17 protein-coding genes are annotated in these 21,384 nt (G+C 63.7%); 12 read left to right on the top strand and 5 right to left on the bottom strand.

Going from position 1 to position 21,384, the window contains the following annotated elements; all coding sequences use genetic code 11:
* The first annotated feature begins 177 nt into the window (after positions 1–177).
* On the top strand, positions 178–2,331 hold the full coding sequence (locus EAY64_RS09770; protein ID WP_103524584.1) for a TonB-dependent siderophore receptor: 2,154 nt from the start codon (positions 178–180) through the stop codon (positions 2,329–2,331).
* A 73-nt stretch (positions 2,332–2,404) separates the two neighbouring features.
* Here the strand turns inward: EAY64_RS09770 and EAY64_RS09765 are convergent, their stop codons facing one another.
* A complete protein-coding gene (locus tag EAY64_RS09765) occupies positions 2,405–5,707 on the bottom strand; it encodes an EAL domain-containing protein (protein WP_103524617.1) in 3,303 nt (1,100 codons plus the stop codon).
* Positions 5,708–5,999: 292 nt separating this feature from the next.
* On the opposite strand from EAY64_RS09765, the gene yiaY reads away from it, so the two are divergent.
* On the top strand, positions 6,000–7,151 hold the full coding sequence (gene yiaY / locus EAY64_RS09760) for an L-threonine dehydrogenase (RefSeq protein ID WP_103524583.1): 1,152 nt from the start codon (positions 6,000–6,002) through the stop codon (positions 7,149–7,151).
* 115 nt (positions 7,152–7,266) lie between these two features.
* On the opposite strand, the gene EAY64_RS09755 is transcribed toward yiaY, so the two are convergent.
* The 3 genes from EAY64_RS09755 to EAY64_RS09745 are packed head-to-tail and all read right to left on the bottom strand — an operon-like array spanning position 7,267 to position 9,154.
* Positions 7,267–7,683, bottom strand: coding sequence for an ExbD/TolR family protein (locus EAY64_RS09755; protein WP_103524582.1), 417 nt, complete (start codon positions 7,681–7,683; stop codon positions 7,267–7,269).
* A gap of 2 nt (positions 7,684–7,685) precedes the next feature.
* Entirely contained in the window at positions 7,686–8,426 is a 741-nt protein-coding gene (locus EAY64_RS09750) for a MotA/TolQ/ExbB proton channel family protein (protein ID WP_103524581.1), read from the bottom strand.
* Positions 8,427–8,464: 38 nt separating this feature from the next.
* A complete protein-coding gene (locus EAY64_RS09745; protein ID WP_199734426.1) occupies positions 8,465–9,154 on the bottom strand; it encodes an energy transducer TonB in 690 nt (229 codons plus the stop codon).
* Between the two features lie 481 nt (positions 9,155–9,635).
* Between EAY64_RS09745 and EAY64_RS09740 the strand changes: the two genes are divergently transcribed.
* Together EAY64_RS09740 and EAY64_RS09735 are read left to right on the top strand one after the other, a co-directional pair.
* Positions 9,636–11,924, top strand: coding sequence for a TonB-dependent receptor (locus EAY64_RS09740; protein WP_103524579.1), 2,289 nt, complete (start codon positions 9,636–9,638; stop codon positions 11,922–11,924).
* 89 nt (positions 11,925–12,013) lie between these two features.
* Positions 12,014–13,591 (top strand): PepSY domain-containing protein, encoded by a 1,578-nt coding sequence (locus tag EAY64_RS09735; RefSeq protein WP_158604655.1) that lies wholly within the window; start codon positions 12,014–12,016, stop codon positions 13,589–13,591.
* Positions 13,592–13,669: 78 nt separating this feature from the next.
* Here EAY64_RS09735 and EAY64_RS09730 read toward each other — a convergent pair whose 3' ends face one another.
* A complete protein-coding gene (locus EAY64_RS09730; protein WP_103524577.1) occupies positions 13,670–14,290 on the bottom strand; it encodes a TetR/AcrR family transcriptional regulator in 621 nt (206 codons plus the stop codon).
* Between the two features lie 120 nt (positions 14,291–14,410).
* Between EAY64_RS09730 and EAY64_RS09725 the strand changes: the two genes are divergently transcribed.
* From EAY64_RS09725 to EAY64_RS09690, 8 genes are all read left to right on the top strand, one after another.
* The gene (locus EAY64_RS09725) at positions 14,411–15,697 is read left to right on the top strand and encodes an NAD(P)/FAD-dependent oxidoreductase (protein ID WP_103524576.1); all 1,287 of its coding nucleotides are present in this window, start codon (positions 14,411–14,413) and stop codon (positions 15,695–15,697) included.
* The gene (locus EAY64_RS09720; RefSeq protein ID WP_226034244.1) at positions 15,694–16,488 is read left to right on the top strand and encodes a DUF1365 domain-containing protein; all 795 of its coding nucleotides are present in this window, start codon (positions 15,694–15,696) and stop codon (positions 16,486–16,488) included. The genes EAY64_RS09725 and EAY64_RS09720 overlap by 4 nt, the downstream gene beginning before the upstream one ends.
* On the top strand, positions 16,485–17,693 hold the full coding sequence (locus EAY64_RS09715; protein WP_103524575.1) for an SAM-dependent methyltransferase: 1,209 nt from the start codon (positions 16,485–16,487) through the stop codon (positions 17,691–17,693). Before EAY64_RS09720 ends, EAY64_RS09715 begins: the two co-directional genes overlap by 4 nt.
* Positions 17,694–17,770: 77 nt before the next feature.
* Complete coding sequence (locus EAY64_RS09710; RefSeq protein WP_226034243.1) at positions 17,771–18,556, top strand: SDR family NAD(P)-dependent oxidoreductase; 786 nt, start codon at positions 17,771–17,773, stop codon at positions 18,554–18,556.
* Positions 18,484–18,990, top strand: a complete 507-nt coding sequence (locus EAY64_RS09705) for a nuclear transport factor 2 family protein (protein ID WP_103524574.1) — start codon at positions 18,484–18,486, stop codon at positions 18,988–18,990. Before EAY64_RS09710 ends, EAY64_RS09705 begins: the two co-directional genes overlap by 73 nt.
* A complete protein-coding gene (locus tag EAY64_RS20785) occupies positions 18,987–19,133 on the top strand; it encodes a DUF2256 domain-containing protein (RefSeq protein WP_103524573.1) in 147 nt (48 codons plus the stop codon). Before EAY64_RS09705 ends, EAY64_RS20785 begins: the two co-directional genes overlap by 4 nt.
* Positions 19,134–19,220: 87 nt before the next feature.
* Positions 19,221–20,750, top strand: a complete 1,530-nt coding sequence (locus EAY64_RS09695) for a cryptochrome/photolyase family protein (protein ID WP_103524572.1) — start codon at positions 19,221–19,223, stop codon at positions 20,748–20,750.
* A gap of 27 nt (positions 20,751–20,777) precedes the next feature.
* Positions 20,778–21,320 carry a lipocalin family protein gene (locus EAY64_RS09690; RefSeq protein WP_103524571.1) on the top strand — a complete coding sequence of 181 codons (543 nt, stop codon included), beginning with the start codon at positions 20,778–20,780 and terminating at the stop codon, positions 21,318–21,320.
* The last annotated feature ends 64 nt before the right edge of the window (positions 21,321–21,384 follow it).

Genomic DNA, 21,384 nt, shown 5'->3' with positions numbered 1-21,384 from the left:
ATGAATCCCACTCCCGAATCAGAATTTTCACAATCATATTGCGAATGATAACGATTATCAATAGCATTATTGCATCAGCCAGCCATCCTGCCCAAGCACGAGGCATGGCCGATGCCGCCATGACACAAGCCCGGCAGGGGCCGGGCGCGGCAAGCAAGAACTCAAGGACGATGCGTGATGACAAGCAGCAACAGACGCCAGCAAGCAGGCCGCCAGCTGGGGAGAACCCTGTGCGTGGCCACACTGGCACTGGCCGTACAGCAGGCTTATGCCGCCGACAGCAGCACACTGGAAACGGTAACGGTCAGCGCAGAACAGCGCCCCGATGCACTGACCCCCACCCAGGGCTACCAGGTGGGCAGCAGCAAGAGCGCCAGCAAGACCGACACCCCGCTGGCGCAGATTCCGCAAGCTGTCTCGGTCGTCACCCGCCAGCAGATCGAAGACCAGAAACCGCGCACCATCAGCGAAGCGCTCAACTACACGCCGGGGGTGTTCAGTGGCGCGGTGGGCTCCACCACCCGCTACGACTACATCGTGCTGCGCGGCTTCAGCGACCATCCCACCGCCAATGAATTCCTCGATGGCCTGCGGCTGTTTGGTGATCCGGACGGCTACAACACCCTGCAGATCGACCCCTATGCGGTGGAAAGGCTGGACGTGATACGCGGGCCGGCCTCGGCCAGCTATGGCCAGGCCTCGCCCGGTGGCGTGGTGGCCATCACCAGCAAGCGCCCCTTGCAAGAGGACTACCACGAGCTGTCGCTGACCGTGGGCAACCGCCAGCAACGCAGTCTGGGGCTGGATTTTGGCGGTGCCGTGGCCGGCCGCGACGACCTGTCCTACCGCCTGGTGGCCAAGGGCAGCGCCGCCGACCAGCAACAAAACGGTGCCAGTACCGAGCGTTATGTGCTGGCCCCTTCGCTCAACTGGAAAATCAGCGACAGCACCAATCTGCTGCTGCAAGCCTATTTGCAGAAAGACCCCAGCACCGGCTACCACGGCACCCTGCCCTATTACGGCACCGTGGTGCCGCATAACGGCAAGACCATCTCCCCCGACTTCAACGAAGGCTCCAGTGGCGACGGCATGAGCCGCGAGCAGCAATACTATGGCTATCAGCTGGAACACCGCTTCAACGACGCGCTGACCTTCCGCCAGCAATACCGCCTGCAACTGAGCAAGACCGACCTGAGCCAGTATTCCGATGTCGGCTGGGTATCCGACAGCTCGGACCTGCTCAACCGCACCTATGCCCGCTCCAGCGAGCGCTCCACCGCCCACATCATCGACAACAGCCTGGAAGCCCGCTTCAATGCACTGGGGATGAAGCACACCGTGCTGGCCGGGCTGGACTACCAGACCAGCCGCAACAAGGGCGACAACTCCTATACCTACACCGGCACCACCATCAATCCCTTCAACACCGTGTACGACGACAGCAGCCACCCGCTGTCCTTCAAATACTTCGACCGCAAGCGCGACCAGACCGGCGTCTACCTGCAGGACCAGATGGCGCTGGGCAACTGGAAACTGACCGCCGGCCTGCGCCACGACCAGGCCAAGGTATCGGAAACCAATACCGGTACCGGCAGCCGCACCAGCTGGGAAGGTGGCAAGACCACCGGACGGCTGGGTCTGGTGTACGAGGCAGAAAACGGCCTCGCCCCCTACCTGAGCTATAGCGAGGGCTTCGACCCCAGCCAGGCTTATGCCACCGACAGCCATGGCAATGTGCTCAAGCCGATGCAGAGCAAACAGAGCGAAGCCGGCCTGCGCTACCAGCCCACCAGCGATATCCAGCTGTCCGCTGCGGTGTATGAGCTGCAGCAAAGCAATGTGGCCCAGTACAACGCCATCAGCTTCAGCTACGACCCCATCGGCAAGGTGCGCTCGCGCGGTGTGGAACTGGAAGCCAATGCCAAGCTGAGCAAGCAGCTGTCGCTGCTGGCTGGCTACACCTATACCGACATGCAGGTCACCGAGGGCAGCAACCAGGGCAAGACGCCCTATCTGGCCCCGGCCCACAAGGCCACGGCCTGGCTGGATTACGCCTTTGCTAACGGTGTCAATCTGGGTGGCGGGGTACGCCGTACCTCGTGGATGTGGGCCGACAGCGCCAACACCCTGACCATTCCGGGTGTCACCCTGTACGACCTGCGCCTGCGCCTGCAACTGGGGCAGTTCAGCCCGTCGCTCAAGGGCAGCACGCTGCAGATCAACGCCAACAACCTCAGCAACAAGACTTACATTGCCTCGTGCTACAGCAGCTATGCCTGCTACTACGGCGAGAAGCGCAATATCAGCGCCACCCTCAGCTACAAGTGGTAAACCAGCCCGGCAAAGAAAACGCCTGACATGGTCAGGCGTTTTTTACTGAGCGCAGGACCAGCAGCCCCCCCCTTTACTCCCGCGCCAGCTGCGCCATGGAAAACCCGGCCACCCAGGGCAGGAAGCTGGCCGCCGGCATGGGCCGGGCAATGTAGTAGCCCTGGGCCACATCGCAGCCCAGGCCAAGCAGCTGCTGCCAGTCGGCGTGGCACTCCACCCCTTCGGCCACGGTCTTGCGGCCCAGATCGTGCACCAGGTCGATAGTGGAGCGCACGATGGCGGCCGAGTCCTTGCTGCCGGACAGATTGCTGATAAAGGACTGGTCGATCTTGATGTACTCCACTGGCAGGCGCTGCAGATAGCTGAGCGAGGAATAGCCGGTGCCAAAATCGTCGATGTACAGCGGGATGCCATCGTCACGCCATTGCTGCAACACACGCAGGCAACTGCTGGCATCCTCCATCAGCGTGCTTTCGGTAATTTCCAGTTCCAGCAGCCCTGTTTGCAGCTGGCGTTGCTGCTGCCAGCGGCGAATCTTGTCACCCAGCGCTTCGTCCCGCAGATTATGCGCCGACAGATTGACCGCAACCGGCAGGGCGCAGCCTTGCTGCTGCCAGTCCTGCAGCAGGTCCAGCACGCTGTTGATCATCCACTCGGTCAGCGGTTTGATCAGCCCGGTGCGCTCGGCCAAACCAATAAACAGCGCGGGGGACAGCAGCCCCTGCGCGCCGTGCTGCCAGCGCACCAGCGCTTCCGCACCGCACACCCGGCCGCTGGCCATTTCTACCTTGGGCTGCAGATAAACCCGCAACTCGCCCCCCTCGATGGCCTGCCGCAACTCGCCGGCCATGTTCAGATGCGGCGACTGGTCGCAATACTCCTGCGGATTGAACAGCCAGTGGCTGACCCCCTTGTGGCCGGCGGCATGCACGGCAATATCGGTCTGGCGCAACAGCTCGTGCACCGAGCCGGCATAGTCGGGAAAGCAGGAAATGCCGGTTTTTGCGCTGACATCCAGCCGGATGTCAGCCACCAGGAAAGGCTGGGCCAGACACTGCTCCAGCTGCTGGGCCACGGTGTGGGCGGCGGCCACATCATGTGCGGGCAACAGCACGGCGAATTCGTCACCACGCAGTCGTGCCACCACGGCCGAGACCGGGGCACACTCGGTCAGCCGCCGGCCGAATTCGCGCAGGATGTGGTCACCATGGCTGAAACCCAGTGCATCGTTGATTTCACTGAGCCTGTCGATATTCAGCTGCAACAGCGCCAGTGGCGTTTGCTGCCCGCTGGCCATCATGGTGGCCAGTGTTTCCACCAGCTGGGTTTCATTGGCCAGGCCGGTGAGCGCGTCATGGTGGGTCAGATAGTGCATGGCGGCCTGTGCCCGCTTTTGCTCGGCCCGCCCGCGCAACATGCCGATGCCGAAGGCCAGATCGTCGGCAAACTCGCTGAGCAAGGCGATTTCGTCACTGTCGAAGCAGGCGGTGCCACCGGTGTGGACGAGCAAAGCGCCGATGATGCGGCCATCCACCCACAAGGGGCAGGACAGGCCCTGCACTGCTTCATTACTGGCCATGTCGGTGCCCAGCGGCACTTGCAGCAAGCTGGGCCGCTCGCTGAAAGTGATGGCTGCCAGCATGCTGTCGGCCATGCCGGCCAGCCGTTCCAGCCCGCCGGGAAAACCATGCTGCGCCGCCGGAAACAGGCGCTCGCCCTCGGCGGCATGCAGCCAGACCGCGGCGCTGGCATAGCCGGCCACGCTGACGATAAGCCGGCACATGTCCTGCAACAGGCCGGGCTCATCGCTGGCGCGCAGCATGGCGTGATTGCCGGCACTGAGGGTACGCAATGCGCGGCTGACACCCTCCAGCTCGGCCACCCGCCCAGCCAGTTCCAGATTGAGCGCCTGTATCCTTTCTTCGTCGCGCTTGCGCCCGGTAATGTCGTTGCCCAGCACGTAATAGCCCTCCACCGCGCCGCTGCTGTCGCGCTTGGGCACATAGCGGATGGCATGCCAGACACCGGCAAAGGGCTGCCAGTCGTATTCCTGCTGCTCGCCCTGCAAGGCCTTTTCTATCATCGGCTGCACCCGCTGATAGCGTTCCGGGCCAAGGATGTCGCTCACCAGGCAAGCGGTGATGTCGTCATGCTCGGGAGCAAAGCGCTGGCGGTATTGATCGTTGACATAGACATAGCGCTGCTCGCGGCTGACAAAGGCGATATAGGCCGGCAAGGCAGTGATGATGCTGTGCAGATGCGCCATGCTGTCTGCCCATTGCCGGGTTTTCTCGTCCACCCGCCTCTCCAGCTGCACGTTCTGCTGCTGCATGGCGCGCTCGACACTGCGCTCGAGGCTGACATCGCGAAACACCAGCACCACGCCGCGAATCTGTCCGCTGCCATCGGTAATGGGGGCGGCACTGTCGGCAATCGGCCATTCCCGGCCATCGCGGGCGATCAGACAAGTGTGATTGGCCAGGCCCTGCACCTTGCCGGTAGCCAGCACGCGCTCCACCGGCACCAGTGCCGGCTCGCGACTGAGCTCGTGGATGATGTGAAACACCGAAGCCACCGGCTTGCCGGCAGCCTCGGCCAGCGTCCAGCCGGTGAGTTGCTCGGCCACCGGATTCATGCGCGTGATGCAGCCGGCCGCATCGGTGGCCAGCACGGCATCGCCAATCGAATGCAGGGTGATGGAGAGATTTTCCTGGCTGTCGGCCAGCTGCCGCCGGCTGGCTTCCAGCGCACGCAGCTGGCTGCGGATCAGCCGGTATGTGGCGGCCAGCAAGAGCAGCAACAAGATGGCGGTGACACTGCCCAGCTGCAGCAAACGCTGCCTGGTGGCCAGATAGTCCGCCTGATGCAAGTCGAGGCTGCCACGCTCGAGGGCATCCATTTCATCCAGCAGGCGATAGACCGCCACCCTGGTTTGCAGCAAGGGCGACTGATTGGCAAAGCGGGTGGCCGCAGCGGCCCCCTGGGTCTTGCGTACCTGCTCCACCTGGCGGGCGATCTGCAACCGCTGGTCGAGCACCCGGCGCAGGCTGCTCCAGTGCTGCTGCAGTTCGCGGCTGTCTGCGGTCAGCCGGCGAATCTGTGCCAACAGCAGCTCGCGGCTGGCAATGCCCTGATCACGCTCCTGCAGCTGGGCCGGATCGCCGCTCAGGCGAAAATTCTGGCTGCTCAATTCGATTTGCAGGGTATCGCCGCGTATCCGTGCCAGGCCATTGAGCACCTCATGCGAATGGGCCACGCTTTCGCCGGCACGACTTGCCTCATCAGCCACCGACCAGGTCATGGCAGTCAGCACCACCACGGCCAGCGCTGCGCTGACAAAAGCGGTAATGACTTGTGAATCAAAGCTGAAGCGCATGGCAGCATCATCCCTGTCGGTGCTGGCTGGTGGTATGCCATCTTGCACAAAGCAACTGGCAATAACGGCAGATTCCAATCATGACTTTAGCATTTGCAACGCCAGTCCGCCGGCCAATCCGCCACAACATCACCGTCCCGGCCATGACATGGCACTAAAGTCGAATGGGACAGCCGCGCCGCAGACCTTAGGCTGTTGCCATGACGCCTGGTCATGCAGCTAGCAGCACAACAGCCTGCCGTCCCGGCCGGTCCCCCAGGCAGTCCGGTCACCCACATAAGGAGATAACACCATGACAACAACGACTTTCTTCATTCCGCCAGTCAATGTAATGGGCGCCGGTTGCCTCAAGGAGGCGGTCAATGCCATCCAGGCCTATGGTTTCAGGCATGCGCTGATTGTTACCGACAAGGTGCTGGCAGAAATCGGTGTGGCCGCCAATGTGCAGGCCCTGCTGGCCGAGCGCGATATCCAGGCCAGCATTTTCGCCGGTGCCCAGCCCAACCCCACCATCGGCAATGTCGAAGCCGGCTTGCAGGTACTGCGGGAAAAGCAGTGTGATTTCGTGGTGTCGCTGGGTGGCGGCTCGCCGCATGACTGTGCCAAGGGCATTGCACTGGTGGCCACCAATGGCGGCAAGATTGCCGATTACGAAGGCGTGGACCGCTCGAAAAAACCGCAGCTGCCGCTGGTAGCCATCAATACCACCGCAGGCACCGCCAGCGAGATGACCCGTTTTTGCATCATTACCGATGAAGCACGCCATATCAAAATGGCCATCGTCGACCGCAATGTCACCCCCATCCTGTCGGTCAACGACCCCGACCTGATGCTGGCCAAGCCCAAGAGCCTGACTGCCGCCACCGGCATGGATGCGCTGACCCACGCCATCGAAGCCTATGTGTCCACCGCAGCCACGCCGATTACCGATGCCTGCGCGCTCAAGGCGGTGGAGCTGATCTCCCGCCATCTGCGCACGGCAGTGGAAAACGGCAAGAATCTGGAAGCACGCGAACAGATGGCCTATGCCGAATTCCTGGCCGGCATGGCCTTCAACAATGCCTCGCTCGGCTATGTGCATGCCATGGCCCACCAGCTGGGCGGGGTTTACGACCTGCCGCACGGGGTGTGCAATGCCTTGCTGCTGCCGCATGTGGAAGCCTTCAATGCCCAGACTTCGGCGGCACGGCTGGCGGATGTGGCAGCGGCGATGGGCGTAGACACCCAGGGGCTGACCGCCGAGGCCGGTGCCAAGGCCTGCCTGGTCGCCATCCGCAAGCTGGCGGCGGATATCGGCATCCCGGCCAGCCTGGCCGAGCTGGGCGTCAAGCACGAGGACATTCCCCTGCTGGCCAGCAATGCGCTGAAAGACGCCTGCGGCCTGACCAACCCGCGCCAGGCCACGCAGCAGGAGATCGAGCAGATCTTCGCCGGCGCCATGTAAGCCGCCAGCGGCCGGTACCAGCGACCGGCCCTGTCAGGCATCACCGGCAAACACCCCCTTCTGCCCTAGTACGGCCTGCCCTCTACGGCAGGCCGCACTATTTACCCAGAGGCCCTTACTGCGCCAGCGGCTGGGTGACAAAGACGATGCGATTCACCCCGGCCTGCTGGGCCAGCGCCATGACGGCCGCCACCGCCTGGTATGGCGTGGCCTTATCGGCTTGCAATTGCAGTTGCGGATTGCTGGTGCGCGCGCTGTGCAGCCGGCTGTCCAGTTGCTGCTGGCTGATGGCCTGCCCGTCCAGCTGCAGGCTGCCATCGCGCTGCAAGGCCAGATGCAGCACCGTATCCTGCTGTGGCGCGCGGGTGGCCGCCGTTCTGGGCAGATCGATACCGATGGCCTGATGAAACAGCGGCGCAGTAATCAGGAACACCACCAGCAACACCAGCATCACATCCACCAGCGGCGTGGTATTGATCTCGGCCATGGGCTGGCCATGCTGGCCGGAAGCAGAAAAACCGTGAAATGCCATGCTTACACCCCGCGGCCGGCGGTTTGCGGCTGCGCCTCGCCAGCCGGTTCTGCCTGCGCCAGCGGCATGCGCACGCCAGCCACCAGATAGGCATGCAGGCCATGGGCAAAGCTTTCCAGCTGGGCCAGCAACAGCCGGTTGCCACGGGTGCTGGCGTTATAGCCGAGCACAGCGGGGATGGCGACGAACAGGCCGATTGCCGTCATGATCAGCGCCTCGCCCACCGGGCCGGCCACCTGATCCAGCGTCATCTGCGTGCGGCCGGATAGGCTGATCAGCGCGTGGTAAATCCCCCATACCGTGCCGAACAGGCCGACAAAGGGCGCGGTGGCGCCCACCGAAGCCAGCACGGTCAGCCCCTGCTCCAGCCTGGCCTGCGACTGCTGCAGCGCCTGCTGCAGGATGCGCCCCAGATAATCAGCCGCATCCAGCTCGCCACCCAGTCCCACGCCGGATTTGCTGGCATAAGCCTGTGCCGCCTGCTCGGCCTGGATGGCCAGTCCGCTCAGCATGCGGCTGCCATCCTGCTGCGTCAGCACGGCCATGGCCGCGGCCTTGCCCGGTGCCTGCCAGAAAGCCGGCAGCGCCTGGCGCAATGCCCGCCGCAGCCGCCGCTGTTCGATCAGCTTGAGCAGCAGCAGGCTCCAGCTGCATACCGACATCAGCAGCAGAAGGATGGTCAGCACATGCGACACCACATCGCCCTGCTGCCAGAAATGGGCAAAACCCAGTTGCTTGTCCATGGTATTTCCTTGCAAAGAATCAGCTGCGGCCACCGCCATCAATGGCCCAGGCGAAAAGTAATCGGAACGATGACACTGGAGGCAATCGCGCTGCCGCCGCGCCGTGCCGGGATGAAGCGCCAGCCGGCCACCACCTCGCGGGCGGCATCGTCCAGCCGGGAAAAGCCGCTGCTGTGATACACCTCCACCGCCTCGGCCTGACCGGCGGCAGACACCCGCACCCGCAACAAGACCCGCCCCTCTTCGCCATTGCGACGTGAGGCCGGCGGATAGCCCGGTGCCGGATTGTGCAGATAATCGGCGGCAAAACCCGGCTCGCTGCTGGTGGGCTGGGGCGCCTGGGCCGGCTCGGCGCTCACCGGTAGCGCCCTGGTGTCGGCATTGCCGGCCAGCGCTGGTGCAGGGGCCGTCGTGGAGGCAGCAGGGGCGGCAGCGTGGGTGGCCGCCAGCACGGCAGGCGCGCGTGGCGGCCGCGCCGCCGCATGCTGCGCCAGCGCCGGCAAGGGGCGCGGCGGCTGGCGGGTGGGTGACACCGGCCTTGGCACCGCCGGGGCAAGCGGAGCCACCGTCGGCAGCAGCTGTACCGCAATGCTGGTGGGCAAGGCCGTGGCAGCCGGCTGCAGGGTTTGCCCGAGCAGCCAGCTGCCCAGCACACCATGCAGCAGCAGCACCATCAGCCAGACACCGGCGCGGGAGCGCTCTGCTCCGGCCATCCCTTCCATGTGCATCCCGTCCACCTGCTTTCCCCCATGCCGTGGCTGCGCGGCATGGCAGCCCATCCCGGAGCCTGTGCAAGGTCTCGCCTTGCCTGCGTGAAACCAGGCGAAATCAAGCGAAAACCAGTGGAAAAGCGGAATTTACATGGCGTAAATGAGCATTCCGCAGGCGTGTTTGACACGGTGTCAGCCCAGCGCAGCAGACGATGGACAGGCTCTCAGGCCGCTACCTTAGCAGGAGTCCTGTCCCATGCCGTGCGACCAATTGTCGCAGCCGGCAAAGTTCCGCCCTGCGACAAAATGCCACATTCCCAGCCAATCACCACAGCGGGCATGATCCACGCCGCTTGGAGCCACTGACCAACTCCCCGCACCTGCGCCACCTTGCCCTACGGCTTGTACTGTCGGCATTGGCCCGGCCAGGCGGCGAGTTGTTGTCAGTGGCTCTTAAACAACTGATGAACTCTCAATCAATAACAAGCGGGAAAACGTGATGATGTGCAGTGGAGAATTTCAATACCGTCAGCTGGCACTGGCCGTGGCCATCGCCATGTGCCAGGTTGCTCATGCCCAGGCCGAAAACACCGACCAGCAGGCGGACAAGCAGCTGGCCGAGGTAACAGTGCAATCGCCAGCAGCCAGCAGTGGCCTGCCGGACAATCTGCCAGCCAGCAGCAGTGGCATGAGCGCGGACAAGATCGCCCAGACCGTCAATGTCACCAGCACCGAAGACACGGTGAAGTACCTGCCCAATGTGCAGGTGCGCAAACGCTATATCGGCGACCAGAACAGCATCATCGCCACCCGCACCTCCGGCCAGACCAGCAGCGCCCGCGCCCTGCTGTACGCCGACGACATCCTGCTGTCCAATCTGCTGGGCAACAACTACGCCTACCCGCCGCGCTGGAATCTGGTCAGTCCAGACGAAATCAGCCATGTTGACGTGTTTTACGGCCCGTTCTCCGCCGAATACCCGGGCAATTCCATCGGCTCGGTCATCGTGCTGAGCACCCGCATGCCGGAAAAATTCGAAGCGCATGCCAGCAGCACGCTGTTTGACGAAAGCTTCAGCCAGTACAAGACCAGCCAGCATTTCACCGGCAGCAAGAACGCCGTGATGCTGGGCGACCGCCAGGACAAGCTGGCGTGGATCCTGGAAGCCGGCCACCTGGATAGCCTGGGCCACCCTGCCACCTTTGCCGCCAACCCCAACAAGTACACCGGAGCCAGCGCAGCCACCGCCACCAGCGGTGCAGTGAGCGATACCGACACCACCGGCAACAAGCGGCTGATCATCGGTGCCACCGGCGCCGAGCACTCGATCCAGGACAACGCCAACCTCAAGCTGTCCTACGACCTGAGCCCCACGCTGAAGCTGAACTACACCCTGGGCTACTGGCAGAACAATTCTACCGTGGGCGTGGACAGCTATCTGCGCGACGCCAACGGCAATCCGGTCTACACCGGCATCGTCAACATCAATGGCCAGAAATACAATCTGGCCAATGCCTTCCAGCCCAGCAAGAAACAACAGGAACATCTGCTGAATGCCCTGTCCTTCAAGACCAGCACCGATGGCAGCTGGGACTGGCAAGGCACGGTCAGCATTTATGACTTCAGCAAGGATACCCAGCGCAGCGCCACGGCCGGCCTGACCGGTGCCGGCACCATCACCAAGCTGGATGGCACCGGCTGGCAAACCGTCGACCTGAAAGGCGACTGGCGTCCCGGTGGCAGCCTGGCCAGCGAACACCAGCTGCGCTTTGGCTATCACTACGATCATTACGTGCTGAACAGCCGCAGCTATGCCACCAGCGACTGGCAAAACGGCAGCCAGGGCAACCTGACCGCCGCCTTTGCCGGCAATACCCAGCTTAATGCCGTGTTTGCCCAGGACACCTGGCGGCTGCGCCCCGGCACCCAGCTGATCATCGGCGGCCGCTACGAATGGTGGGATGCCTACGGCGGCGCCACCACCACCGGCAGCTATACCTCTTACGATCAGAACCGCAGCCAGCAATTCTTCTCGCCCAAGGCGGCGATGCTGTTCGACCTGAACGAACAATGGACGCTGCGCACCGCCTATGGCCGTGCCTATCGCACCCCCACCGTGGCCGAGCTGTTCCAGGGCACGGCGGCCAGCAGCAACACCATCGTCAACAACAACCCCAATCTGAAAGCCGAACGCGCCGACACCGGGGAAATCACCGCCACACGCCAGCTGAATGGCGGCACGCTGCGCCTGACCGCCTTCCGCGAAGAGCTGGCCGATGCCCTGCTGTCGCAGACCAACACCACGGTCACCCCCAACGTCACCAATATCCAGAACATCGACCGCGTGCGCACCAATGGCCTGGAACTGGCCTGGGAACAGAGCGATATCGGCCTGCGCGGGCTGGATGTCAGTGCCAGCCTGACCTATGCCAAGTCTGAAATCATTGCCAACGGCAACAACCCGGCCTCGGTAGGCAACCCCTTCCCCGGCATCCCCGAATGGCGTGCCACGGCCGTGGTGAGCTACCGCCAGAACGACAAGCTGTCCTATTCGCTGGCCGCACGCTACAGCAGCTTCCAGACCTCGGACGTCAACAATACCGTAGTCAATACCGACGTCTACGGGGCCAACAGCGCCTACTTCATCATGGACACGCGCATCAGCTACAAGCTGGATCGCCAGTTCACCGTGGCAGTGGGCGTGGACAACCTCAACAACTACAAGAGTTACGCCTATCACCCGATGCCGCAGCGCACCACCTATGCCCAGCTGAAGTTCGACTACTGAGGCCGTGGCGGCCAGCCTGCCGCCCTTCCTTGTTCGCCGTACACGGCGCGGCATCCGGCATGCCGCGCCATTTTCATTGGAACATCCGCATGAAACGTCTGCTGTTTCTTGGCCACCGCTGGCTGGGCATCGCGCTATGCCTGCTATTGTTGCTCTGGTCTTTTTCCGGGCTGCTGATGATATACGCCGGCCCGTCCAGCATCAGCGAATCCACCCGGCTGGCCCATGCCCCGGCCCTGACACCTGCCGCCAACTGGCTGAGCGCCGGCGCGGCCTGGCGGCTGGGCATGCCGAGCGCCGACAGCCCGCCAAGCTCGGCACGACTGCTGGTGCAGGCCGGAGAGCCGGTCTGGCTGATGCAGGATGGCAGCGGCCAACGCTATCGCCTGTCGGCACGCGATGGCCAGCGCCATGACATCAGCGCCGCCCAGGCCATCGCCATTGCCCGCGAATGGGCACCCGGCAGCCAGCCGCAGATCCGGCAGGCCCCATTTGCACGCGATGCCGGCACGGCGATGATGAACTACGACCCCTATCGCCCGTTTTACCGCGTCAATCTTGACGACGCCGCACAGCATGAACTCACCATCTCCCAGCGCACCGGCGAGGTGATCAAGGCCAGCAGCCGGCTGGACCGCCTGCTGTTCTGGGGCGGCAGCTACCTGCATTTCCTGCGGCCACTGGATGCCATCGGCCTGGCCGATGCCAGAAAACCCATCCAGACCTGGGGCGCGCTGGCCAGCCTGCTGGCCGTGCTGAGCGGCCTGTACCTAGGGCTGTGCCGCTGGCGGCCGGGCTGGCTGGGCCAGCGCCGCTATCCCAATGGCAGCAGCAATCCCTATCGTGCGCTGTGGCAACGCTGGCATCTGTGGCTGGGGCTGTGCGGCGGCCTGCTGGCGCTGAGCTGGACGCTGAGCGGCTTTCTTTCCAACAACCCATGGCAGCTGTTTTCCGGCCATCAGGGACAGGGCCGGTCGCATCATCACGCCACCGTGGCCGCCCTGCCCGCCGCCGCACTGGACTTCCCCATGGCGCAAGTCGTCGCCCAGCTGGCAGGCCAGCACATGGTGGAACTGAACTGGTATCACGCCGGCCCGCTGGCCATGCTGCAGGCGCGCGACCAGCAGCTGCGCAGCCGCATCATCACCAGCCATGGCTTTGAGCTGGCGGCAGGCCAGCGCGAATTTCCCGTCGCCGCGCTACTGGCCAGCGCCCAGGCCATGACCGGCCACGCCGCCATACGCCATGCCGAACGCCTGCTTGCCGCGGATGATTACTACTATCCGGACCGGCATCAGGACGACTCGCGCCGGCCATTGCCGGTCTGGCGCATCCAGCTGGCGGATCCGGCAGCCAGCTGGCTTTATCTGAATCCGCAAACCGGGGAGAAACTGCTGCAGCTGGATCGCAGCCAGCGTACCTTCCGCTGGCTGTTCAGCGGCCTGCATAACTGGGACCAGGCCATCATGCGGCCACGGCCGTGGTGGGATGGCTGGATGCTCACCAGCAGCCTGGCGGTACTGGCGCTGTCCATCAGCGCGCTGGTACTGGCCGGCAAACGGCTGCGGCTGAAGGCAGGCGCAGCAAGACGGCGCCGTGCGGCGACGGCCGGGCAGAGCGCAACACCGGCGGTGCCGGTCAGCGCCAGCGACAGTCATTCGCGCTGAGCATAAAGACACAGGGCGGCCTGCAAGCAGGCCGCCCTGTGGGTATAAGCCGGCAGCACAGTGCTGCTCAGTGGCTGCTCAGTGCTGGCCGGAACCGGCCATGCCGTCGAAAGTCATGGCCAGCATGTGCGCCACGATCTGCTCGGTACTGTAGCGTCCGTATAGCTGCATGTAATCGACCGCCGGGTCGCAGGTGCGCGAGTAATAGGCATACAGCAGCACGTCAGTGGGCAGATCCGCCCGCAGCTCCCCGGCCTCTTTGGCCGCATCGACAATGCCGGCCAGCAGCTTGTGCAATTTGTACACGCGGCTGACATAGCGCAGGCTTTTGGTCAGCATTTCCCTCACCTGCGGGCTGGACGACGGCAGGAAAGGCAAACCGCCCTCCAGCCTCACCCGCAAGGCCCATTCCAGTAATCCCGCCAGCCTTGATTTGGCGCTCAGCGCGCCATCCTGTGCCTCGAGAAATGCCAGCGCACCATCCAGCAGCCTGATCATCACCTCGGTAGCCAGCTCTTCCTTGGACTTGAAATGCTTGTACAGACTGGGCTTGGAAATACCTGCCTCGCCAGCGACATCGTCCATGGTCATCAGGTCGAAACCCTTGCTGGCCAGCAACTTGGTGGTGGCGTCCAGCACTGCCTGTTCGCGCAGCTTGAAGGCTTGATCCTTGAAGCTGAGCTTGCTGAAAATACTCATGAGTACAACCTTTTACTAATTGGTAGCTTTTTTTCCAAAGCAGTTATATCCTGAATATAAGCACTAGCGCACAGCGTGCCAAGCAGTTTTCTTCATTCCGAACCGTCGACGGGAGATCAGGTGAACCAAGCCAGCCCCAAGCACCAGCGCATCGCCATCATCGGTGCCGGCATTTCCGGCCTTGCCAGCGCATGGCTGACCGCAGGCCACCATGAGGTGACACTGTTTGAAGCAGGTAATTACGCCGGCGGTCACACCAATACCGTGGATATCGAACTGGAAGGCCAGCGCTGTGCGGTGGATACCGGCTTTCTGGTCTTCAACGAGGCTACCTATCCCAATCTGATCGCGCTGTTTCAGCAGCTTGAGCTGCCCTGCAGTGGCAGCGACATGTCGTTCAGCGTCTCGGTAGACCAGGGGCGGGATGAATGGGCCGGCAGCAGTCTGTCCAGCGTATTTGCCCAGCGCAGCAAGCTGCTGTCCCCGTCGTTTTACGGCATGCTGGGCGATATCCTGCGCTTCAATGCTGCTGCCAGCTCCAATCTGCAGCTGGCCGCCGAACTGGGGCTGACACTGGGCGAATTGCTGGAACAGGGCAGCTACGGCAACCGTTTTCGCGATCACTACCTGGTGCCGATGGCTGCGGCCATCTGGTCCAGCCCGGCCAGCCAGATTCTGGCCTTCCCGGCAGAAACCTTTCTGCGCTTTTGCATGAATCACGGCTTGCTGCAGATCCGCCACCGCCCGCGCTGGTTTACCGTGCCAGGTGGCGCACGCCAGTATGTCCAGAAAATGCTGGCCAGCCTGGACGATGTGCGCCTGTCCAGCCCGGTCAGCCGGGTGGAGCGCCGCGAGCGCGGTGTGGTGGTGAGCAGCCGCCATGGCGAAGAGCACTTCGACAGTGTGATTTTCGCCACCCATGCGCCGCAAACCCTGCGCCTGCTGGCGGATGCCACAGCAGAAGAGCGGGCCATACTGGGCGCGGTGCAATACCAGAGTAATATCGCCGTGCTGCATACCGATAGCAGCCTGCTGCCACGGCGGCGCCAGGTGTGGTCGGCCTGGAATTTCCTGTCGGAGAGCAACAGCGGTGGCCAGCGCGCCGTCTGCGTCAGCTATCTGCTGAACAAATTGCAGCCGCTGCCCATCAGCACGCCGCTGATGGTGACGCTCAATCCGCTGCAACAGCCGGAACCCTCGCAGGAACTGGCGCGCTTCCTGTACGAGCACCCGCTGCTGGATGCAGCGGCCATCGAGGCTCAGCGCCGGCTGCCGGCCATCCAGGGCCGCCGGCATTGCTGGTTTGCCGGCGCCTGGACCGGCTACGGCTTTCATGAAGACGGGCTGAAATCCGCACTGCGCGTGGCAGCGGATTTTGCCCCGCTACCACACTGGGCCAAGCTGTGAAGCAGCCCGATGCCTATCTGCTGAACGGCAGCGTCATCCACCAGCGGCTGCGCCCCGTCCACCATCGCTTTCGCTACCCGGTATTTGCCTTGCGCTTCAGGCTGTCCGCACTGGAGTCCATCGGCAAGGGCTGGCTGGGCCTGTGGCTGGGAGTGGATCGCTGGCGTCCGCTCACGCTCAAGCGCCGCGACCACGGCCCCGGTGATGGCAGCCCGCTACTGCCGTGGATACGCCAGCAGCTGGCGGCAGCCGGCCTGCCCTGCGATGGCGAAGTGTGGCTGCAATGCTTCCCGCGCCTGTTCGGCTACGCTTTCAACCCGGTCAGCTTCTGGTATTGCCACAATGCTGCCGGCGAGCTGATTGCCATGCTGGCCGAGGTGAACAATACCTTTGGCGAGCGCCATTGCTATCTGCTGGCCAATCAGGATGGCAGCCCCATCCGCAACGGCAGCACCCTGCTGTGCCGCAAGCAGCTGCATGTGTCACCGTTTTGCCAGGTGGCCGGACACTACCGTTTCCGGCTGGCCGAACTCCCCGGGCGCATGCTGATGCGCATCGACTACCACGATGATGCCGGCGAACTGATCAATACCAGCATTTCCGGCCCGCTGCAGGCGCTGACCCCACCGGCGCTGGCCAAAGCCCTGCTGCGCCAGCCCTTGCTGACCTTTGGCGTTATCTGGCGCATTCACTGGCAGGCACTGCAGCTGTGGCGGAAAAAACTGCCCATCTATCGCAAACCGCTCGCCCCTTCTCACTCGCTCAGCCATGGACAGGAGCCGCAAGCATGAGCATCACCCACACCCTGGACAAACTGCCGCCCACACTGCCGCCCAGCGCCCGCCTGTTGTTGTCGCGCCTGCAACGCTTGCAGAGTGGGGGCTTGCGCTTGCTGACACCGGCCGGCCATGCACTGTGGTTCGGCCAGCCGCAGCACAGCGTGAATGCCGAACTGCATATCCATGACTGGTCCGGCTGCCGCAAGCTGCTGACTGCCGGCGACATCGGCTTTGCCGAAGCCTATCGCGACGGGCTGCTGGACAGCCCGGAGCTGACCGCCCTGCTACGGCTGGCCCTGCGCAACGAACACGCCGTGCCGCCGGCGCTGTCCGGCAGCCTGCCGGCGCGATGGTGGTATCGGCTGAAGCACCTGCTGCGGCGCAATAGCCGTCGTGGCAGCCGCCGCAACATCCACGCCCACTATGATCTGGGCAATGATTTTTACCGCCTGTGGCTGGACCCGTCCTGGACCTACTCCAGCGCCTGGTTCAACGGCGACTACACGCAGTCGCTGCAACAGGCTCAACAGGCCAAGTATCAGCGCATCTGCGACACGCTGGGTTTGCAGCCGGGCATGCGGGTGCTGGAAATCGGCTGCGGCTGGGGCGGGTTTGCCGAACACGCCAGCCGCGCCGGCATCGCAGTGCATGGCATCACCATTTCACCGGCCCAACTTGAACTGGCGCGCCAGCGCCTGGCAAATCAGCCGCTGGCCCAGCTGGAATTACGCGACTACCGCGACCTGGACGGCCAGTACGACGCGGTGGTGTCCATCGAAATGTTCGAAGCGGTAGGCGAAGCCTACTGGCCGCAATATTTCCGCACGGTGCGCCGCTTGCTGCGCCCGGGTGGGCAGGCACTGATCCAGAGCATCACCATCGCCGACGCCTATTTCGAACGCTACCGCGCCAAGAGCGACTTCATCCAGCAGTTCATTTTTCCTGGCGGCATGCTGCCCAGCCCCGCCCGCTTCAGCCAGACTGCCAGCGCCGCCGGCCTGCACACCAGTCAGCGGCTGGATTTTGGCCCGGACTATGCGGAAACCCTGCGCCGCTGGCGGCAGGCCTTCGAGGCTGCGCTGGACAGCGTGCGCCAACAGGGCTTTGACGAAGCCTTCATCCGCCTGTGGCGGCTGTACCTGTGCTATTGCGAGGCTGGTTTCGACGAAGGACGCATCGGGGTCAGCCAGTTTCTGCTGCAAGAGCGCCCGGCATGAACGACCGGCTCAGCACCGACCAGCACGCCACCCTGCCACCGGCAGCCAGTGCCACGCGCTGTTACCAGGAGTAAGCCATGATGTTGCTACCCCCGCCCAACCCCCGCATCGCCAGCTGGCGCCAGCGGCGGGTGTGGATTATCGGTGCCTCCAGCGGCATTGGCGCGGCGGTGGCCAGCCAGCTGCTGCAACAGGGCGCGCAGGTGATCCTGTCGGCACGCAACCAGGCAGCCCTGCAGCAGGTTGCCGCCGCCCATGCCGCCGCCATCGTCCTGCCGCTGGATGTCAGCCAGCCGGCAGCCTGGCAGCAAGCCTGGGCCGATCTGGAAGCCCGCCACAGCCTGCCTGACCTGGTGGTGTTCTGCGCGGCGGACTATCGCCCGGAGCATAGCTGGGACATCCGTGCCGACTCGGTCAGCCATACCCTGAGCACCAATCTGGCCGGGGTTTATTTCGGGCTGGAAACCATCCTGCCAGCGCTGATGGCCCGCCACAGCGGCGGCATCGCGCTGGTGGCCAGCGTGGCCGGCTATGTCGGTTTGCCCGGTGCCTGCGTTTATGGGCCGGGCAAGGCGGCGCTGATCAATCTGGCCGAGTTATTACACGCGGAATTGCGCCAGCATGGCATCGCCGTTTACCTGATCAACCCCGGCTTTGTCGCTACCCGGCTCACTGCCCGCAACGACTTCACCATGCCGGCCTTGCTGAACACCAGCCAAGCGGCGGCGCATATCGTGCGCGGGCTGGAACGCGGCTGCTTTGAAATCCACTTTCCTTTCAGGTTCACCACATGGATAAAACTGCTCAGACTGCTGCCTTATCGCCTGAGGCTGCCGCTGCTGCGCCGGCTGGCACGGCGCTGAGAGCGCGCCTGTCGGCACTGGTGGGGTGGTACAGCCAGCTCACCCCGCACAGCCTGGAACAGCTGCCGCAGTATTACGCCGCCACCGTCAGCTTCAAGGACCCCTTCAATACGGTGCACAGCCGCGAGGGGGTGAGGCTGATCTTTGACCATATGTTCCGCAAGCTGGAGCAGCCGCGCTTCGTGGTGCTGGAGCAATTGCTGGATGGCCAGCAGGCATTTCTCAGCTGGGATTTTCATTTTCGCCTGCATGGCAAGGACTACTGCCTGCACGGCGGCAGCCATCTGCGATTCAACGAGGATGGCCTGCTCATCCTGCACCGCGATTACTGGGATTCGGCCGAAGAACTGCTGCACAAGCTGCCCTTGATCGGCGCACCGCTACGGCTGCTGCGCCGGCTGCTGTCGGTACGCGACGAGGACCGTACAGCATGAACGCCGGCTGGAAGGGAAACAAACAGGCACTGCCCTCCAAGCCCTGCCGTGGCTGCGGCAGAACGATGAGCTGGCGGCGCAAATGGGCACGCTGCTGGGAACAGGTGCAATTCTGCTCCGAACGCTGCCGCCGACAGCATTGAACAAGCAAAACCACACCCTGCCACCATGTCACTCGCTCTTGCTTACACTCCCCGACATCCTGTGCAGCCAGCCCGGCGGAGCCGCCGATGACTGAGCTGCGACTGATTCTGGGCGACCAGCTCAACCCCCGGCACAGCTGGTTTTCCCGCGTCGATGACCATGTGGTTTACCTGCTGCTGGAGCTGCGCCAGGAAACCGACTACGTGCGCCATCATGCGCAAAAGCTGCTGGCAGTACTGGCCGCCATGCGCGACTTCGCCGCCCGCCTGAAAGCGGCTGGCCACCGCGTGCGCTATGTTGCACTTGATCACCCGTCCAATCGCGGCACACTGGAAGCCAATCTGGATGCCCTGGTACAGCACTACGCCGCCAGCCATTTTTGCTGGCAACTGCCCGATGAATGGCGGCTGGACCAGCAACTGCAAGCCTGGGCAGCCCGTCAGCCCCTGATCTGCCAGGCGGTGGACAGCGAGCACTTCCTCGCCCCACGGCTGGCTGCCAGCCAGCTGTTTGCCGGCAAGGCCAGCTGGCGCATGGAAACCTTCTACCGCCACATGCGCAAGCAATATGGCGTGCTGCTGGATGAGCGTGGCGGCCCGGCCGGCGGCAAATGGAATTTCGACCAGGACAACCGCAAACCATGGCGCGGCACCCCCGCGCCGCTGGCCGATGCACGCCCCAGCCACGATCACAGCGCACTGTGGCAGATGCTGCAGGATGCCGGCGTGGCCGCGCTGGGTCAGCCCTGTGCCGCGCAGCTACGCTGGCCGCTGCACCGCGAGGAGGCCCTGGCCTTGCTGCAGCATTTCATCCAGCACGGCCTGCCCTGCTTCGGCGACTATCAGGACGCCATGCACAGCGAACAGCCGCGGCTGTTTCATTCGCTGCTGTCCTTTGCTCTCAACACCAAGATGCTGTCGCCGCGGGAAGTGATAGACGCCGCCGCGGCCGCCTGGCAGGAGGGCAAGGTGCCGCTGGCCGCTGCGGAAGGCTTCATCCGCCAGATTCTGGGCTGGCGCGAATATGTGCGCGGCGTGTACTGGGCGCGCATGCCCGGCTATGCCAGCAGCAATCACTTCGACCACCAGCGGCCGCTGCCGCACTGGTTCTGGAGCGGCGACACCGGCATGCACTGCCTGGCCCAGGCCATCGGCCAGTCGCTGCGCGATGCCTACGCCCACCACATCCAGCGGCTGATGGTCATCGGCAATTTCTCCCTGCTGGCCGGGCTGTCACCACAGGCCCTGCATGAATGGTATCTGGGCATTTACATCGATGCCTTCGAATGGGTGGAGCTACCCAATACCCTGGGCATGAGCCAGTTTGCCGATGGCGGCCTGCTGGCCAGCAAGCCTTATGTCTCCGGCAGTGCCTATATACAGCGCATGAGCAATTATTGCGGCGACTGCCGCTACCGGCGCGAACAGCGTCATGGCGATGACGCCTGCCCGTTCAACGCCCTGTACTGGGATTTTTTCCAGCGCAATGCCGCCACCCTGGCGGGCAATCCCCGACTGGCGCTGGTCTATCGCCAGCTGCAGCAGATGGACGCGGCGGAAAGCGCCGCCATTACCACGACCGCCCATGCCATCCGTCAGCGGCTGGACACCCTGTAAATCACCACACCATAAGGAAGCCACACCATGAAACGATGCCGCATCTCCCTGATCCTGCTGCTGGCCAGCACCCTGCTACTGGCCGCCTGCTCCACCCTGCCGCCACCGGGCATCCAGCCGGTAAGCGGCTTCGAGCTGACGCGCTATAGCGGCCAGTGGCATGAAATCGCCCGGCTGGACAACCGCTTCGAGCGTGGTCTGAGCGAGGTCAGCGCCACTTACTCGCTCAATGCCGATGGCAGCATCAAGGTCGTCAACCGTGGCTACGAGCAGTCCAGCGCCAGCTGGAAAGAGGCTCAGGGCCGGGCGCTGTTCAATGGCGACAGCCACGTGGCGTCCTTGAAAGTGTCCTTCTTCGGCCCCTTCTACGGCGGCTACCATGTGGTAGCGCTGGACCCGGACTATCAATGGGCCATGGTAGCCGGTAACGACCGCGACTATCTGTGGATACTGGCACGCGACAAGCAGCTGCCGCAGGCCGTGACCCAGCCGCTGCTGCGTCAGGCCGCCAGCCTGGGCTTTGATACCGCCAGCCTGATCTGGGTAAAGCAAAGCGCAGCCGGCCAGTAAGACCCGATAACAAAACCCCCGCGCCCGCGTTGCGCCGCCTTGCCGTACGCCATGTACTGTCTGC

Origin of the sequence: Aquitalea palustris, from assembly GCF_003693445.1 — a bacterium.
GTDB classification, from domain to species: domain Bacteria; phylum Pseudomonadota; class Gammaproteobacteria; order Burkholderiales; family Chromobacteriaceae; genus Aquitalea; species Aquitalea palustris.
This window is presented reverse-complemented; position numbering and strand designations above follow the sequence as displayed.

Coding starts and splice junctions, on each gene's coding strand:
- EAY64_RS09770 (WP_103524584.1), top strand. CDS start 178: ATGACAAGCAGCAACAGACGCCAGCAAGCAGGCCGCCAGCTGGGGAGA.
- EAY64_RS09765 (WP_103524617.1), bottom strand. CDS start 5,707: ATGCGCTTCAGCTTTGATTCACAAGTCATTACCGCTTTTGTCAGCGCA.
- yiaY (WP_103524583.1), top strand. CDS start 6,000: ATGACAACAACGACTTTCTTCATTCCGCCAGTCAATGTAATGGGCGCC.
- EAY64_RS09755 (WP_103524582.1), bottom strand. CDS start 7,683: ATGGCATTTCACGGTTTTTCTGCTTCCGGCCAGCATGGCCAGCCCATG.
- EAY64_RS09750 (WP_103524581.1), bottom strand. CDS start 8,426: ATGGACAAGCAACTGGGTTTTGCCCATTTCTGGCAGCAGGGCGATGTG.
- EAY64_RS09745 (WP_199734426.1), bottom strand. CDS start 9,154: ATGCACATGGAAGGGATGGCCGGAGCAGAGCGCTCCCGCGCCGGTGTC.
- EAY64_RS09740 (WP_103524579.1), top strand. CDS start 9,636: ATGATGTGCAGTGGAGAATTTCAATACCGTCAGCTGGCACTGGCCGTG.
- EAY64_RS09735 (WP_158604655.1), top strand. CDS start 12,014: ATGAAACGTCTGCTGTTTCTTGGCCACCGCTGGCTGGGCATCGCGCTA.
- EAY64_RS09730 (WP_103524577.1), bottom strand. CDS start 14,290: ATGAGTATTTTCAGCAAGCTCAGCTTCAAGGATCAAGCCTTCAAGCTG.
- EAY64_RS09715 (WP_103524575.1), top strand. CDS start 16,485: ATGAGCATCACCCACACCCTGGACAAACTGCCGCCCACACTGCCGCCC.
- EAY64_RS09710 (WP_226034243.1), top strand. CDS start 17,771: ATGATGTTGCTACCCCCGCCCAACCCCCGCATCGCCAGCTGGCGCCAG.
- EAY64_RS09705 (WP_103524574.1), top strand. CDS start 18,484: ATGGATAAAACTGCTCAGACTGCTGCCTTATCGCCTGAGGCTGCCGCT.
- EAY64_RS20785 (WP_103524573.1), top strand. CDS start 18,987: ATGAACGCCGGCTGGAAGGGAAACAAACAGGCACTGCCCTCCAAGCCC.
- EAY64_RS09695 (WP_103524572.1), top strand. CDS start 19,221: ATGACTGAGCTGCGACTGATTCTGGGCGACCAGCTCAACCCCCGGCAC.
- EAY64_RS09690 (WP_103524571.1), top strand. CDS start 20,778: ATGAAACGATGCCGCATCTCCCTGATCCTGCTGCTGGCCAGCACCCTG.